Source organism: Erythrobacter mangrovi, assembly GCF_013260645.1.
Classification (GTDB): Bacteria; Pseudomonadota; Alphaproteobacteria; order Sphingomonadales; family Sphingomonadaceae; genus Qipengyuania; species Qipengyuania mangrovi.
The window spans coordinates 1555928-1570159 of record NZ_CP053921.1 but is presented as its reverse complement, the minus strand read 5'-3'; the positions used below and the strand labels follow the sequence as shown (position 1 = coordinate 1570159).

General features: G+C 60.7%; 18 protein-coding genes. 8 read left to right on the top strand and 10 right to left on the bottom strand.

Annotated features, from left to right (window positions below; all coding sequences use genetic code 11):
• The first annotated feature begins 4 nt into the window (after window positions 1–4).
• The 3 genes from HQR01_RS08120 to HQR01_RS08110 all read left to right on the top strand — a co-directional run bounded on the left by HQR01_RS08120 (window position 5) and on the right by HQR01_RS08110 (window position 2393).
• The gene (locus tag HQR01_RS08120; protein ID WP_234030084.1) at window positions 5–610 is read left to right on the top strand and encodes a dienelactone hydrolase family protein; all 606 of its coding nucleotides are present in this window, start codon (window positions 5–7) and stop codon (window positions 608–610) included.
• Window positions 607–1275 (top strand): phosphoribosyltransferase, encoded by a 669-nt coding sequence (locus tag HQR01_RS08115; RefSeq protein ID WP_173214136.1) that lies wholly within the window; start codon window positions 607–609, stop codon window positions 1273–1275. The genes HQR01_RS08120 and HQR01_RS08115 overlap by 4 nt, the downstream gene beginning before the upstream one ends.
• A 113-nt stretch (window positions 1276–1388) precedes the next feature.
• Window positions 1389–2393, top strand: coding sequence for a zinc-dependent alcohol dehydrogenase family protein (locus tag HQR01_RS08110; RefSeq protein ID WP_407644589.1), 1005 nt, complete (start codon window positions 1389–1391; stop codon window positions 2391–2393).
• A gap of 40 nt (window positions 2394–2433) precedes the next feature.
• Here the strand turns inward: HQR01_RS08110 and HQR01_RS08105 are convergent, their stop codons facing one another.
• From HQR01_RS08105 to HQR01_RS08095, 3 genes are all read right to left on the bottom strand, one after another.
• Entirely contained in the window at window positions 2434–3564 is a 1131-nt protein-coding gene (locus HQR01_RS08105) for a DUF3500 domain-containing protein (protein WP_173214134.1), read from the bottom strand.
• Between the two features lie 697 nt (window positions 3565–4261).
• Entirely contained in the window at window positions 4262–4915 is a 654-nt protein-coding gene (locus HQR01_RS08100; RefSeq protein WP_394727026.1) for a DUF2231 domain-containing protein, read from the bottom strand.
• Window positions 4916–5147: 232 nt separating this feature from the next.
• The gene (locus tag HQR01_RS08095) at window positions 5148–5561 is read right to left on the bottom strand and encodes a hypothetical protein (RefSeq protein ID WP_234030083.1); all 414 of its coding nucleotides are present in this window, start codon (window positions 5559–5561) and stop codon (window positions 5148–5150) included.
• Window positions 5562–5763: 202 nt separating this feature from the next.
• Here HQR01_RS08095 and HQR01_RS08090 point away from each other — a divergent pair, with 202 nt between their 5' ends.
• Both HQR01_RS08090 and HQR01_RS08085 read left to right on the top strand, forming a co-directional pair.
• Window positions 5764–6051: a hypothetical protein gene (locus HQR01_RS08090; protein WP_173214128.1), complete on the top strand. Its 288-nt coding sequence runs from the start codon at window positions 5764–5766 to the stop codon at window positions 6049–6051.
• A gap of 93 nt (window positions 6052–6144) precedes the next feature.
• On the top strand, window positions 6145–6585 hold the full coding sequence (locus HQR01_RS08085) for a hypothetical protein (protein ID WP_173214127.1): 441 nt from the start codon (window positions 6145–6147) through the stop codon (window positions 6583–6585).
• A gap of 13 nt (window positions 6586–6598) precedes the next feature.
• Here HQR01_RS08085 and HQR01_RS08080 read toward each other — a convergent pair whose 3' ends face one another.
• The 7 genes from HQR01_RS08080 to HQR01_RS08050 all read right to left on the bottom strand — a co-directional run bounded on the left by HQR01_RS08080 (window position 6599) and on the right by HQR01_RS08050 (window position 12405).
• Window positions 6599–7333 (bottom strand): PepSY domain-containing protein, encoded by a 735-nt coding sequence (locus tag HQR01_RS08080; RefSeq protein WP_234030082.1) that lies wholly within the window; start codon window positions 7331–7333, stop codon window positions 6599–6601.
• 20 nt (window positions 7334–7353) lie between these two features.
• Entirely contained in the window at window positions 7354–7839 is a 486-nt protein-coding gene (locus HQR01_RS08075) for a YybH family protein (protein ID WP_173214125.1), read from the bottom strand.
• A gap of 91 nt (window positions 7840–7930) precedes the next feature.
• The gene (locus HQR01_RS08070) at window positions 7931–9244 is read right to left on the bottom strand and encodes a copper resistance protein B (protein ID WP_173214123.1); all 1314 of its coding nucleotides are present in this window, start codon (window positions 9242–9244) and stop codon (window positions 7931–7933) included.
• A complete protein-coding gene (locus tag HQR01_RS08065) occupies window positions 9241–11049 on the bottom strand; it encodes a copper resistance system multicopper oxidase (RefSeq protein ID WP_173214121.1) in 1809 nt (602 codons plus the stop codon). The genes HQR01_RS08070 and HQR01_RS08065 overlap by 4 nt, the downstream gene beginning before the upstream one ends.
• Before the next feature lie 48 nt (window positions 11050–11097).
• The gene (locus HQR01_RS08060; RefSeq protein ID WP_325064488.1) at window positions 11098–11655 is read right to left on the bottom strand and encodes an RNA polymerase sigma factor; all 558 of its coding nucleotides are present in this window, start codon (window positions 11653–11655) and stop codon (window positions 11098–11100) included.
• Window positions 11656–11670: 15 nt separating this feature from the next.
• Window positions 11671–12105, bottom strand: coding sequence for a periplasmic heavy metal sensor (locus HQR01_RS08055; RefSeq protein ID WP_173214117.1), 435 nt, complete (start codon window positions 12103–12105; stop codon window positions 11671–11673).
• Between the two features lie 3 nt (window positions 12106–12108).
• Complete coding sequence (locus HQR01_RS08050) at window positions 12109–12405, bottom strand: hypothetical protein (RefSeq protein WP_173214115.1); 297 nt, start codon at window positions 12403–12405, stop codon at window positions 12109–12111.
• A 149-nt stretch (window positions 12406–12554) separates the two neighbouring features.
• Here HQR01_RS08050 and HQR01_RS08045 point away from each other — a divergent pair, with 149 nt between their 5' ends.
• The 3 genes from HQR01_RS08045 to HQR01_RS08035 are packed head-to-tail and all read left to right on the top strand — an operon-like array spanning window position 12555 to window position 14025.
• Window positions 12555–13241, top strand: a complete 687-nt coding sequence (locus HQR01_RS08045; RefSeq protein WP_011413848.1) for a class I SAM-dependent methyltransferase — start codon at window positions 12555–12557, stop codon at window positions 13239–13241.
• A complete protein-coding gene (locus tag HQR01_RS08040) occupies window positions 13238–13705 on the top strand; it encodes a DUF411 domain-containing protein (RefSeq protein ID WP_011413847.1) in 468 nt (155 codons plus the stop codon). The genes HQR01_RS08045 and HQR01_RS08040 overlap by 4 nt, the downstream gene beginning before the upstream one ends.
• Window positions 13706–13749: 44 nt before the next feature.
• Window positions 13750–14025, top strand: coding sequence for a hypothetical protein (locus tag HQR01_RS08035; RefSeq protein ID WP_173214113.1), 276 nt, complete (start codon window positions 13750–13752; stop codon window positions 14023–14025).
• Window positions 14026–14232 lie beyond the last annotated feature (207 nt).

Genomic DNA, 14232 nt, shown 5'->3' with positions numbered 1-14232 from the left:
CTTGATGCTGCGTGCGTTTCTCGGCCTGCCGGCGCGCGCGGAAGGAATCGTTATCTTCGCCCACGGTAGCGGCAGCGGACGGATGAGTCCTCGCAACAACCATGTTGCCGACCGCCTTCGACAAGCCGGCCTGGCAACACTGTTGCTTGATCTCCTGACTCCTGCCGAAGAGCAGGACCGCCGAAATGTCTTCGACATAGAACTGCTCGCCGCTCGCCTGCGGTTTGCGGTCGATTGGGCTGCAGCTGACGGCGAGACCGCACACTTGCGGCCTGCCTACTTTGGAGCAAGCACCGGCGGAGGCGCAGCTATTCGCGCGGCCGTTGGGGATGCACGCATTTTTGCAGTCGTCTCGCGCGGCGGGCGGCCCGATCTTGCAGGCCGCGATGCCCTGGCTCGGCTCGCGGCGCCGACCCTCCTGATTGTGGGAAGCCGGGATGGTCCAGTTATCGAACTGAACAGGGCGGCGGCAGCAGAAATGTCATGTCCTCATGAACTCGCGATCGTACCCGGGGCCGGCCACCTGTTCGAGGAAGCCGGCACTCTGGATCAGGTTGTCGACCTCGCCGGTTCCTGGTTTCTGGCGCACTTACGGGACAACACTCGATGACGGACGCGGCCAATCGTTTCGCCAATCGCCGAAGCGCCGGTCACACTCTGGCTGAGGCCGTGGCAAAGCTGGATGTCGAAGATCCGCTAATCCTGGCACTTCCCCGTGGCGGTGTCCCCGTAGCATTCGAGGTTGCGCGTCGTCTTGACGCCCCGCTCGATATCCTGCTGGTGCGCAAGATCGGTGCACCGGGACACGAAGAATATGGGATCGGCGCCTTGGTCGATGGTTCCAACCCGCAAGTCGTGATCGATGAAGCAGTTGCGCGGATGGTGGGCGCCGACGCGGACTACATCAATCGTGAAGTCGAACGCCAACTCAAGGAGCTCGAGCGTCGACGTGCGGCGTACAGGACTGTTCCACCGATTTCCCCGACCGGTCGCAATGTCATCCTGGTCGATGACGGGATCGCCACTGGCGGGACCGTCAAGGTTGCGTTGCAGGCGTTGAGAAAGTCCGCAGCGGCCAGGATCATCCTGGCCGTTCCCGTCGCGCCCCGATCTGCGCTTCAGGCGTTACGAAGCATGTGTGACGAGATTGTCTGCTTGCTCGCGCCCGAGCCATTCTATGCCGTTGGGGCGCATTACCTGGATTTCGACCAGACCAGCGACTCAGAAGTGGTGCAACTGCTGGCAACCGCCAACCGGGCGAGAAAAGGTCAATGACGTCGACAGGCGCCTCCCTCACGCGGGAGGAAAGCGAAGGAGGGACCCGCCGCCGCCCCAGCACGCGGTTTATGATATGATCTTCGCGTCACCGCGAAAGGAGAGACAGCCCTTTGCCGATTGCAAACAACGACGCCTGCTGGGCGATGGTCAGCGACCGACCTGGAGCTCGCCTTCGTCGCGAGGAGCGTAGCATTCCGCGGCCCGGCCCCGGCGAAGTGCTTGTGAAGGTGCGCGTGTGTGGCGTTTGCCGGACTGACCTGCACGTTGTCGATGGCGACATTTCTGCCAATTACCCAATCGTGCCAGGTCACGAAATCGTCGGCGATGTTATTGCGCTGGGCGAAGGTGTTGCCAGAATCTCCGTTGGCACAAGGGTCGGCGTTCCTTGGCTCGGTCGCACATGCGGGAAGTGCGTCTATTGCAGCACGGGGAAGGAAAACCTGTGCGACAATCCACTCTTTACCGGCGCAACCCGTGATGGCGGATATGCCACCCACGCGATTGCTGACGCCCAATTCTGTTTTCCTCTGCCGGACAGCATTGGGGACTGCGAAGCCGCACCGCTGCTGTGTGCCGGACTGATCGGCTGGCGCGCCTATCGCATGGCAGGAGATGGCAAGCGGCTTGGACTCTACGGCTTCGGCGCCGCGGCACACATCCTTGCCCAGGTAGCTCTGACAGATGGCCGCCAGGTTTTCGCCTTCACGCGGGAAGGCGATAGCGCCTCGCAGGAGTTTGCCCGAATGCTTGGCTGCAACTGGGCCGGCTCAAGCATGGAAAACCCCGGGGTTGAACTCGATGCAGCGATCATCTTTGCCCCTGCAGGCGCACTCCTTCCCGTAGCGCTCAAGGCAGTCCGCAAGGGTGGACGGGTTATCTGTGCTGGAATCCACATGACTGACATTCCGTCCTTCCCATACGCCGACCTATGGGGCGAACGCCGCATAGAGTCCGTGGCGAACCTCACTCGCGAAGATGGAACGCAATTCCTGACGGCAGACCGCTTGGCAGCCATACGCACCCAAACTACGCAATATTCTCTGGTGGATGCGGACCGCGCATTGTCGGATTTGCGCCAGGGCCTGCTGCAAGGCGCCGCGGTTCTCGTGCCGTAATAATGGTAGCGGAGGAGGGACTCGACGCGGATCTAGCGCGCTATTCCTGGTGCGCTTCCTGATAGTGGAGCCTAAGCCAGTCGGCACCGTAGTCATTCGACGGATCACGCATGATTGAATGGACGTGATTGTATGCTCCGTCGCCAGACCCCTCGCGGACAAAATCAATCAGAACTGACGGGCCCTGCACTCTAAACATATAGCGGCCCCTTGGTTCGTTGGTGGTTCCCCACCACGCAAATCTCAAAGCTTCTGGACCGTCTGCTTCGATTGAGGCGCGTTGCCGTGCGGCTGCCTCGTTCGACGCATCACTGAGATATTCGTCCAGGAGCCCGTCCAGCAGGCGGCGCTGAAGCGGGTTCAGTTCCGAGGCTTTTATCCCAAAGGCCTGCTTGTGGCTTTGCTGATTGCCCGGCCCGGCAAAAATATCGCCATCGACTTCTGCCGAAACGACGGCCTGCGCAAGCTGGCTGTTATCGAGCGACCTAAGCAAATCCAACGCCCTGTCCGATTCATGCTGCAGCAATCGCCAGCCAGCGTAACGCCCCTCCTGGACGACCTGCGGATTGGCTCCCACAAACATCGGTGTGAACGCGATTTTGCCGCCAGAGACGGTGAAATTGGCAGCAAAATGATGCCCCGTAACCAGCCATCCCCAATCGTCACTTTCGGGATCCCCGAATACCGTGACAAAAAACTTCTCGCTGTCGTAATTGTCAGCAAAAGCGAGCGCTTGGGCTTTGCGCGCATCGTTGTCCGGCATTGCTTCGACCATCGCGTCGAACATCCCGCGCAGCACATCCTCGTGCCACATGATCGTCGCTGACTTGAGGTAGCCCTGGCTCGAAAGGGCCGACGCCATCATCGCATGCAGCGCGCGACGCTGCGCGGATGACATTTCAGCTACGACCAGTCCTGATCTCGGCGCCATGCTAACCGGCAGGTTGGACCAGCTTGTCCTGGTGGCGTTGTCGTCCAGCGTGCTGGTGACCGTTTCACGTTGTCTATCGGTCAGCGTGCCAAGGAAGGCCAATGCGGCTTGCTGCATACTTGCAACACGCATTGCCCCCAGTTCGTGGACAACGGGATGATGGGCCTGCGCCTGCATCGCAGGCAGGGCCAAAGCGGGAACCGTAACTGCAACGATTAAGGATCGCGCGAAAGCACTCATAACCAATCTCCCCCGGACCCGTTGGAAGACTATGGCAGACGAGCGCCAATCACAAATCTTGTTGGGATTTGGTAGCGGAGGAGGGAAATATAGGGAGCGTATAACATGCTGATTTACCTAATCAACTTTTTGAATCACCTTGCAAATACCCCCATCAATACCCCCAGAATCGGACAGATGAGATAAAGCGCCTTTGGCAAACGATGACATGTTATTCGTAGTGACAGGTGAAAGGAGCGTCGGCCGTTTTCGGGCCGATCAGAAGGCGAAACGCCAGGTCATGAACCATCCGCCCGATCGTACAGCGAGGACATGTCATGGTCTGGCATGGACGGCATATTGTGGCCCGCATGCGGATCGGGTGTGTCGCTAGGCTTCGCATTCATCGGCGGGGGAGTGGCCGCAGGTGACGGCGCTACTACCGGAGTGCTCGCCGGTCGGTCTGGTTGCCTACCGGCAGTCACAGCTTCATCCGACCGGTTCGTGTTGGCCTCTCCAGCGGGAGAGGCAGCGTTGTCTCTTTCGCCTTCGCCAGGACCTGTGCTCTCGGTCGGCGGGGCCGTATACAGTGGCAAGGCTTCAGCTTCTGATGAAGTGTCCTGCGTCTGATCACATGCAGCGAGCCCTAGCCCCAGTGCCGCCGCAGCAAGGGGGGCAACAAACCCGTTCCGATTCGATCTGCGCATCATTCTATCCTTCAAAGCCAGGAGATACCAAGATGATTGGCACCGTGCGCAAGCTCGCCGCCCAGAAATCCCTGCACCAGCACTAGAGCGGCCATGGCAAAGATTGCGGCGCGAAGCGCGGTCCGGCTCGCGGAAGCACGGCTCGCCAGATAGGCCATCGCCAGACCGAGGACCGCGATCAGCATCCCGTTCCATCGATGGACCTGCATGACGGCATCGCCGCCGAACCAAAGGCCGGTGTGGATCCATCCGAACAGGACTGCGACGACTGCGCCGATTGCTCCGCCGTGGACGAGTACGCGCACCGCGCTCTCAAGCCCTGCATCTTTCCGGCGCATGACGAACAACTCGGTGGCAGCAGCCATGAGAAACAGGGCGATCGGGAAGTGGATGGTCGCCGGATGCAGTTTTTTCAGGACGGCGATGACGCCGGAATCGCCCTCATCAGCATGGCCACCAGCCTCGTCATGGCCTCCACTTGCTTCGTCGTGCGCGGCTGAGGGCTCGCCGACCGCTCCGCCGTCGCCCATCTGCGCCATGGCCGCCTGGTCATGCGCATCGCCATTCGCGGCGGCAGGCGCGGCGCTCGTCTCTTCGCCATGCTTTTCGTCGCCATGAGCCTGAACTGGTCCGACGATGAGCAAGCTGGCAGCTACAATAGCCATGAATTGTATTCTTTTCATTCTCTAAGGGTTCCGGTCTTGGCGATGGTCGTGCGACCTATTGTGTCTGTATTGCTCTGCGAACCCTCATCTCTTGCGGTGATGGAGCGTGATGATCCTCGGCGCGTGAGGGTCCAAATTTAACTCATGAGGGGGTCGGGTCTCTTGCCAATATCACAGCCTTGTTAAGAGGGCGGCCGGCCTTAGGCACGAGCGAGAGTCCGGCCACCATCTCCTAATCGTCTTGCGCCATGTTCTGGTGAGCCGCCATCTGCTCCATCATATCGTGCATCATCATCATGCGCTGGTGACAGGCCGCCATCATATCGGAATTGCCGCCCTGCATCATGCCCGCCATGTGCTCTTGCATTTTTGCACGATGTTCGGCCATAAGCCTTTGGCGTTCGGCAGGATCGCTCGCCGCGTGGGCCTGCTGCATCAGCGCGCGCATTTCAGCCATCTTCTCGCGATGCGCCGCCATGGCCTCCGAATCCTGCATCATGTGGCCAGCGTGATCCTGCTGCTGTGCCGCAGCCTGAGCTCCGTGGTCATGCTGTTCCTGGGCCATCGCCGGAGTGGCTGTCAGGCCAGTGGCGAGAATGAGAGCTAGAGCTGTCCGTTTTATAATCGATTTCCTTACGTCGGTCATGCGATGGGTGCTGTGCGCATTCATTCTCTTTACGCAGCCAACATCTCTTCCCCTCAAACAATTTCCGCGCCCACCGGAGACGGCTGAGCCGATGGCACAGCCGGTTGCAGGAATGGTGTTTTTCGGTCACCCTTTTTAACCGAAGCCGGTAGAGATGAATGGAACAGATCATGGTGACAACAGAGCTGTCGGAGAAGCAGTCGTGAGCACGGTCAATGAGGACGGCAGCTGGGATATCCCGGAGCCCGATCATGCCGAGCTGGTGCAAATGCGCATGCGCCTCATAACTCTCGAGAACATAGTTCTCGGGCTTTTGTCCGGGGCGAGCGATGAACAAATCGAACGGATCAGGAAACGTGCGGACATGATCGAACCGCGCCCTGAGGCGAGCCGGCATCCGTTTACCGAACTGGCAGCAGGTGACATGCGGAAATTTCTCGAACGCGCTGCTCGCATGGCCAAGACCGAGAGGCGCGAAGACGGTGACTGATCCAGGCTTTGGGGCAGCAAAGACGTTACGCAGGACGTGGAACTCCGGCCAGCCGCTATTTCCTTGCGCACATCATTCCGGCGTATCCGCAGCATGACCAGAACCCATTGGCTCATCTTCATTTGTGGAAGCCTGATCGCGTTCGTCTGGGAGATTTTCCAGATGCCGTTTTTCAAGCCGGGCAATCTCGAGACTTATGAGCAGACCATTCGCTGCGGCATCGCAAGCCTGGGCGATGGCGTGATCCTGCTCACAGCTTATAGCCTTGCTGCACTGCGCGGCGGGCACGCGTGGCCCTGGCAGTCAGACAAGCTACCCTATGCGATCTATTTCGGCTTCGGGCTTGTCGTCGCCATCGCCGTCGAAATGATCGCTACGTCGCTTCCTGCAAACAGCTTCCTGAGCTGGCGCTACAGCGATTTAATGCCACACGAGCCAGTGACGGGACTGGCGCTGATCCCGATCGCAATGTGGACGATCGTACCCGCACTAACGATCCTGCTGATCCGCTTTGCCCGCGTCGAACCTGATTGAACAAGGAGCGGCTTCAGGGAGCATTTGGCACAGGTTTTGCCCGCCGCCTGATCTTGGGAAACCGGTTGGCAAGCAGCACGAAGCCCGAAACCGCGATGATTGTCCCGCCGATCCCGAACAGTAGCAGCCACCAGCTGTTGATCCGGTCGCGCTGCGTCCAGTCCATGATATGCAGCCCCCAGACAAAGTCGAACAAGCGCCAGGTGTCGCTGCGGGCAGCGAGCACCGAGCCGCTCGATGCATCGATGTAGACGCGGGTATTATCCTCATCGCCGTAAGTGATTTGCCACGCCGGGAACGGACCGCGGAATTCGGTCCCGACTGCGTCTTCCACGAAAAGTGTTTTCGCTATGGTGGTTCGCGGCCCGGTCCAGGCACGTCGGGCGATGGCCTGTGCGCTCGCAGCGGGAAGAGGCGAGAGGAGCATGCCGCTTTCCGGATCGCGGAGCGTGACGCTTCCATCTTCCCGACGGACCTCGGTCACGGCCCTGCCGCCGACCGCGCGCGTCGCAAGGGAAACCACCCCCTCGCTGCTATCGAGCCATTGGGGCATGACAGCATCAGCGGGCAGGACCTCCGGCGCGCGCGAAACGACATGTTCGGACCGAACCTCTTCGATGTCGAGGAACGACATCAGCGCCCCGGTGGCCATCCATAGTAGCACCTGGACGCCGACAAAGATCGCCAGCCATTTGTGAAGCTTGCTGCCCAGCACATGCAGACGCAGCTTGAAAGAGCGAGTCGCCAATCGGTGTTCCCCCGATCAAATCAGTTGTTACGCGGCGCTCGTGACGATGAATGGTACTGAACGATCTTCCAGCCATCCGCATCATGGGCGAGCACCGAGGTCGCAACGCCTTCGCGGTCGATCACGCGGCCGTCGGCCAGTTCGATCCGATAGGTGTACGTTTCGCGGCCATAGGCCATATGTCCCATCCGGGTGACTGCGAGCGTCGGTTCGCCGAAGGTGAAGCTGGTTATTGCATCGAGTTCCGGTCCCAGATGATGCTCCATGTAATGCGTGAAGCTGCCTTCCGCCTTGCCGTTTTCGTAAACGAAGGATTCCTCGGCAAACAGCGCGGCCATGGCCTCTGCATCGCGCGACGTCAGGGCATCGCGATATAATGTCAGAACCGCTTCTGCCCCAGCGACGTCGTCGTTCATCGCAGACATATGCTCGGCATGGTTCATGCCCTGCTCCGTATGGTCCATCGGCGTTGATACCGAATGTTCCGAATGCGCCGAATGGTCCATGGATTGTGCCAGGGCGGGAGCGCCCCCTGCAGCCAAGGCCAGGGCGACCGCGCTTAGAGATAGTCTTGTTCTCATTGTATATTTCCTTCTCTTAAAACCAGAATCGTAAGCCTACGACGTAATTCGTCACGCTGGGGTCTTCCCCTACGGCGCGGGCATAATCGGCGCTGTCACCGATCCGCCATTCCTGGGAAACGCCAACATAGGGCGCGAATTCGCGTCCGAACTCGTAGCGAAGACGCAGACCTGCCTCGATCCGGTCGAGACCTGCGCTGATACCGAGTTCGGGAATGTCCTGTGCCGATAGCGCGAGTTCCGCCCTTGGCTGGAGGATAAGGCGCTGGGTGATCCGCTGGTCGAGCTCGCCCTCGATACGCGCGGTCACATCGCCCTTGGTGGAGACGAAGGCCGCGGCATCGATCTCGAAGCGGTACGGCATGAGACCCTGGATACCGATCACCGCATGGGTGCGCTCCGGAGCGGTGAGGTCCTGGCGAACACCCGCCTGGAAATCGAAGAAGGGCGCAATGGCGCGGCTCCAGAGCGCCTGGACCTCGGCGCCTTCTATGGGTTCGCCAAAGCTGCCCTCACCTTCGGACTTGAACCAGAATTTGTCGATGTCACCGCCATAATATCCTTGGATGTCCCACAGATATCCATCCTTCCCATCGCGGGCGCGGTATTCGAGCCTGTCGCCCTGAAACCAGAAGCGAATCCCGCCGTCGGTCTCGCGGACAAGTTCGCGCCGCGCTTCGTTCATGGCTTCCTCGCCCCAGATCGCAACCGCCGCGCGCGCTGGGCCGCTCCCTGCTTCTGGAGGAGGCGGCAACAGCGGGATATCGGCATCCGAGCCCATCTGCATCGCCGAATGGTCCATGCCCTGCATGTCCTGCGAAGGCGTCTGCCCATGGTTCATCTGGCTGTGATCCATCTGCCCATGGTCCATCGACGAACTGGCTTCCGCCTGTCCCATCTCGCCGTGATTCATCTGCGAACGATCCATCGCGCCTTCGGCAGGCTTGCCCTGCGGCATCGAGCCGTGATCCATTCCTTCATGACTTTCGGGCGATGCCTGTGGACGGGCAGCGTCAATCGGCATTGTCATGCTCGAATGACCGTCCCGAGCGGTCATCGAACCATGATCCATGGTTGAATGATCCATCTCGGAGTGGTCCATGGCGGCTTCAGACTGAGCAGCCGGTTCGCATGCTCCATCTGCTACCGGATGCCCCATCGCGCGATGGCGCTCGGCTTCCTCCTCGCACTTTGTCTTCGCGTCAGCCTGCGCCTCGGCGCCTTGCTGCGGCTCCGCCGGCGAATGACCGGCATGCTGCGCCGCCGCGGGGGAGGCGAGAACTGAGCCGGCTGCGACCGATGCGAGCAGGCTGGCAATACGAATTTTCATGCTTCGCTCCCGTCGGGATTGGCGACCGTGACGATCTGAAACATCCCGGCATGCATGTGATAGAGAAGGTGACAGTGGAAAGCCCAGTCGCCCGGCTCGTCCGCCGTCAGATCTAACTGCGCGCTGCCACCCGGCTGCAGGATTACCGTGTGCTTGAGCGGTTGACGATCGGCCGATGCGCCATTGACCAGCTCGAAGAAATGACCGTGCAGGTGAATGGGGTGCGCCATCATCGTATCGTTGACGAGCTTCACGCGCACGCGCTCGTTATAGGCGAAACGGATCGGCTCGTCGGAGACGGCGGAGAACTTCTTGCCGTCGAACGACCACATGTAGCGCTCCATATTTCCGGTCAGATGAATTTCCATTCGCCGTGACGGCGTGCGGCCCTCGCGGTGCGGCGTCAGAGCGCGCAGCTTGCGATAGTCGAGCGTGCGATGCGGGACATCGGCGAGACCGATGCCGGGATCGCCCATACGGTCGACCGGGTTCATCGAGACCATGTCGAGACCGGGACCGACCTTGACATCGGGTGGCAGGAGCGAGGTATCCCGCATCTGCATACCCGACATTCCGGCCATGCCTGCCATCTCGGATTGGCCGGAAGAACCATGGTCCATCCCTGCCATGTCGCCGCCACTTCCATGGTCCATACCCGACATGCCGGCGTCGCCAGACGAGCCGTGGTCCATGCCGCTCATGCCCATGTCAGCCATGGTCAGGAGCGGTGGATCGCGCAGCGGCGGAATGGCGGCGCGCGCGCCGGGTGCGCTCGCCAGCGTGGCAATACCCATGCCCGAGCGGTCCATCGACTCAGCGACCAGCGTGTATGCCTGTTGCGCGCCCGGCGTCACGACGACGTCATAGGTCTCGGCCACGCCGATCTGAAACTCGTCGACCTCAACCGGCTCGACGTTCTGCCCGTCCGCCTGAACGATGGTCATCGGCAGGCCGGGAATACGAATATTGAAAAAGGTCATGGCGCCGGCATTGATGAAGCGCAGCCGCACGCGTTCACCCGGGCGGAAGAGATATTCCAGGTTGTCGAGCGGTCCGTGACCATTGAGGAGGTAAGTGTAGGCAGCGCTCGACACATCGAGGATGTCGGTAGGCATCATGCGCATTCTGGCCCACATACGGCGATCCTCGCCCGAAAGCGGATAGTCGTCGGTCCAGGTATTCTGGTTGTAGTTGAAGTAGCCTTCGCCCTTTTTGAGCTTGTCGAATATCGTGTGGGGCGACATTTCGCTGAATTCGCTCAGCACCACGATATATTCACGGTCGGCCTGAACCGGATCGGGCCCCGCCGGATCCACCACGATAGCGCCGTAGTGCCCAGCCTGTTCCTGCAGGCCGCTATGCGAGTGCCACCAGTAGGTGCCGGACTGGCGCACCGGAAATTCCGCAGTGAAGGTTTCGCCCGGTTTGACGCCCGGAAAACTCACACCCGGCACGCCATCGAGCTCGAATGGCACGAGCAGCCCATGCCAGTGGATCGAGGTGTCTTCCTCGAGCTGGTTATGGACGTTGAGCCGGACGGTTGTACCTTCCTTCAAGCGCAACAAGGGGCCGGGAATCGAGCCGTTGACGGCGATGGCTCCACCGCTTCTGTTGCCGGTCGCGAAGGCTGATCGCGCGACAGTGAGGTCGATATTCGGTCCAGCTACCTCGTCCAGCCCCTTGCGGGCGTTTCCCGCCAAGATGTTCGCACCGCGTGCCCATGCCGGCATTGCACCGGCGAGGCCGAGCAGGCCTATTCCCCCCGCTCCTGTTCCAAGAAATTTTCGGCGATTAACGGCTGGCATAGGGGGCTCCTGAAAATGCGTATACCGTCACTTACGCGGCCACCTGCGCTACCCCTCAAAGTTTTCGAACCGCTCCTTCAGCCGGTTGCGCGCGCGATAGATGCGCGTCTCGACGGCCTTCTCCGTGGTGCCGAGCAGCTCGGCAGCCTCGGCCTGGCTGTACCCCTCGACAGTGACCAGCACGAGCGCCTCTTGCAGCCGCACCGGCAAGCGCCCGATTTCGACCTGGACCAGCCGCAGCTGTTCGCGGGCTCCGGCAACATTTTCGGGATTAGGGGCATCGTCGGCAACGGCGTCGGCTTCCCGGCCGCTCGGCAAGCCAAGGAAGCCCGCAACTTTCCTCCGGCGAAGCTTGTCGCGGCACTTGTTGAGAACGATTGTCGTCAAATAGGGACCGATGGGCTTGCTCGGGTCGAGGCGATGCCGTGTCAGCCAGACCGAAGCGAGACCGTCCTGGACGACATCTTCGGCCTGCGATGGTGAACCCAGCATACGCGTGGCAAGCGCGATCAACCGGGCGATCTCATGTTCGACGAGAGTTGTGAACGCCCGCTTGTCACCGGCTATTGCCCGCCCGATCAGCGCTGCGTTCGAAGTGTCATCCACCGCTGCCAAGGCTGATCAGTCACGCGGATCGCGCGTGAGGGCCGCGGACACTTTCCGGTCGAACTGGAGCTGCTGATCGGGATCGAGAATTTCCCGCATATCGAAGACGTGCCGCACGGTCGCTTTCTGCAATTCGCCCATGCGCGCATGCACCTCGTCGATCGCGGCACTGACTTCGGGCCCGTATTCGTGCTCGGTTTCCATTGCCTGGGCGAGCTGTGCGTTGGCTGCGCGCGCAGAGGCTTCGAGCCTTGCCTGTTCTACCGCGAAACGCGCTTCGAGCGCATCGAGCCGCTCCTCCTGGTCAGCCGTGAGCGAGAGTTCATCGTGCACGAACTGGTGCAGGCTGTCCTCCGCATCGTCGTTGGACCAGCGATCGGCGGCAAGCGCTCCGAGGCATCCGGCGAGCGCCGCCAGCAGAACCGCGAGGACAAGGTGAAACTTCTTCAACGCCTATGATCCCACATGAAGCAAAGCAGCGGGTGACAGGGATTCTCCGCCAACGAGGCTCTCGCCAACAATTTCTGTAGGAGCGCCATATTCGGAAGGCCATCCGCTGGTCCCTGCGCCAGCTGCCAGCCCGACGACAAACAGACCGGCGAACAAGGCCATTCTGCGTCGCTGATCGACAATTTCGCCAAGCTGTCCCGCGCGCTGCCAGACGCCGTTCATGAAGTCGGGCGGCACGTCGCCAGCCTTCTGCGAGGCCATGGTGCCGAGCATCGCATCGAGTGTCTGATTTTCACGCATCCCTTGCTCCTGTCGGTTGCACGGTTCCTATACGCGACACTTCGCGCAAACCCTCAAGTTTCTTTTTTGAGGGCTGCGGGTTGGCGACGCGTAAGAGGAGATATCTGTAGCAACAGCGGTATGTACCAGCGTCGAATGGGAGCCATGGCATGAAAAGCGCGGCAGTTCCGTCAAAAGAACGCGAGTTCACTCCGCCGCTGGGCAAAAGCTGGCTCACGCCGTTCTATGACCGCGCGATCGCAATCTTTACGCGCGAGAGCCGGTGGCGCCGCGCGATCGTCGAAGAGGCCGTATTGGTGCCGGGCGACAAGGTCATCGATGTCGGGTGCGGCACCGGGACCTTGCTCAGAGCGCTGATGGCCAGCTGTCCCGAAGCCGGCTTCATCGGCGTTGAGCCAGACCCCGCCGCGCTGGCGATCGCGCAGCGCAAATTCGGTGCCGGAGTCGATATGGTCCGGTGGCACAACGGCTTTCTTGACAGTCTCGAGCTTTCCGACGGCTGGCAACCAGATAAGATCGTCAGCAGTCTCGTCCTTCACCAGGTGCCCGTTTCGCAAAAACGCGCGATCCTCGAGCAGATCGAGAACCTGCTGGCCCCCGGGGGCATGGCGCTGATTGCCGACTATATGGGGCAGGATGCTCCAGTCATGCGCGCGCTGTTCCGTTCGAGCGTTCAGCTTCTCGACGGCGTGAAGGACACCCAGCCGAGCGCCGACGGAGCCGTCGAGAAATTGCTCGCCGAGATTTTCGCAGACGCCGAATTGCTCGATCGTATCCATACCGCGACCGGAACCATTTCTCTCTGGCGCGGCATCAAGAAAGGCAATGTCCAATGAACCTCACGAAAGATTCGAGACCGCTACGCCGTTCGCTGGCGGCCTCGCTCCTCCTCGCCCTTGCAGCCTGCTCGAATGCAGCGCAGGCCGCGACCTACACGATGTTCCGCGACGCAGGATGCGGCTGCTGTCTCAGCTGGGCCGGTCACGTCGAACATGGGCTCGAAGCAGAGGTCGCCTCGGTCGACACCGACGACATGGCTGCGCTCAAGACAGCCAAGGGTGTGCCACAGGATCTGTGGTCGTGTCACACGATGGAAGTCGATGGCTATATCATCGAAGGCCACGTGCCGGCCGATGCCGTCGCGAAGCTATTGCGCGAACGCCCCGAAGGCGTTGCTGGCCTGGCTGTGCCCGGAATGCCGCTTGGCTCGCCCGGAATGGAAGTCGGAGAGCAGGTGCAGCCCTATGATGTCATCGCCTTCGGCCCAGGCGGGCGGAGCGTGTTCGCATCCTACCCGTGACTATGGACAAGCCATTTTCGCGCCAACTCTAACGGAGGACCATCATGTCGGACTATTCGGTCAAAACCTCAATTCTCATATGGGGCTGGACACTCAGCCTCTTCCTGCTTTTCAGCTACCTGATCTGCATCGGTTTCGGCCTGCTCGCGCCCGAACAGGTGCACATGCACGAAGCGTGGGCGCCGCTGCTTCCCGGTTTCGAATGGCTAACCCTCTCGGGCTTTTTGGCAGGCGCTCTCGGCAGCTTTCTGTACGGTTGGTACATCGCGGTCATTGGGGTGCCACTGCTGCGATTTTTCCGTAACCGGTTCAGGACGTAGTAAATCGGCGGCGATGGACGCGTGCCTTGATACTCGCCGAGCATTTTCAGCTGCGCAAGCAGTCCGCTTTGGGCCGCAATTTGCTCGAGCGCCCCGAGCAAAACGCAACCCTCCGGATTTGTCCTGAAATATTTTTGAGGGATGAGCCCCGGCTGAACGTACTGTCCGGCATGATCTTTCTTGAACGGGAGACCATCGACAGGGGAA

Excerpts from the sequence above, each read along its gene's own strand:
- HQR01_RS08120 (WP_234030084.1), top strand. The coding sequence starts at position 5 with ATGCTGCGTGCGTTTCTCGGCCTGCCGGCGCGCGCGGAAGGAATCGTT.
- HQR01_RS08100 (WP_394727026.1), bottom strand. The coding sequence starts at position 4,915 with ATGGCTATTGTAGCTGCCAGCTTGCTCATCGTCGGACCAGTTCAGGCT.
- HQR01_RS08050 (WP_173214115.1), bottom strand. The coding sequence starts at position 12,405 with ATGCGTGAAAATCAGACACTCGATGCGATGCTCGGCACCATGGCCTCG.
- HQR01_RS08035 (WP_173214113.1), top strand. The coding sequence starts at position 13,750 with ATGTCGGACTATTCGGTCAAAACCTCAATTCTCATATGGGGCTGGACA.
- HQR01_RS08040 (WP_011413847.1), top strand. The coding sequence starts at position 13,238 with ATGAACCTCACGAAAGATTCGAGACCGCTACGCCGTTCGCTGGCGGCC.
- HQR01_RS08045 (WP_011413848.1), top strand. The coding sequence starts at position 12,555 with ATGAAAAGCGCGGCAGTTCCGTCAAAAGAACGCGAGTTCACTCCGCCG.
- HQR01_RS08095 (WP_234030083.1), bottom strand. The coding sequence starts at position 5,561 with ATGACCGACGTAAGGAAATCGATTATAAAACGGACAGCTCTAGCTCTC.
- HQR01_RS08115 (WP_173214136.1), top strand. The coding sequence starts at position 607 with ATGACGGACGCGGCCAATCGTTTCGCCAATCGCCGAAGCGCCGGTCAC.
- HQR01_RS08085 (WP_173214127.1), top strand. The coding sequence starts at position 6,145 with ATGACCAGAACCCATTGGCTCATCTTCATTTGTGGAAGCCTGATCGCG.
- HQR01_RS08105 (WP_173214134.1), bottom strand. The coding sequence starts at position 3,564 with ATGAGTGCTTTCGCGCGATCCTTAATCGTTGCAGTTACGGTTCCCGCT.
- HQR01_RS08070 (WP_173214123.1), bottom strand. The coding sequence starts at position 9,244 with ATGAAAATTCGTATTGCCAGCCTGCTCGCATCGGTCGCAGCCGGCTCA.
- HQR01_RS08075 (WP_173214125.1), bottom strand. The coding sequence starts at position 7,839 with ATGGACCATTCGGCGCATTCGGAACATTCGGTATCAACGCCGATGGAC.
- HQR01_RS08065 (WP_173214121.1), bottom strand. The coding sequence starts at position 11,049 with ATGCCAGCCGTTAATCGCCGAAAATTTCTTGGAACAGGAGCGGGGGGA.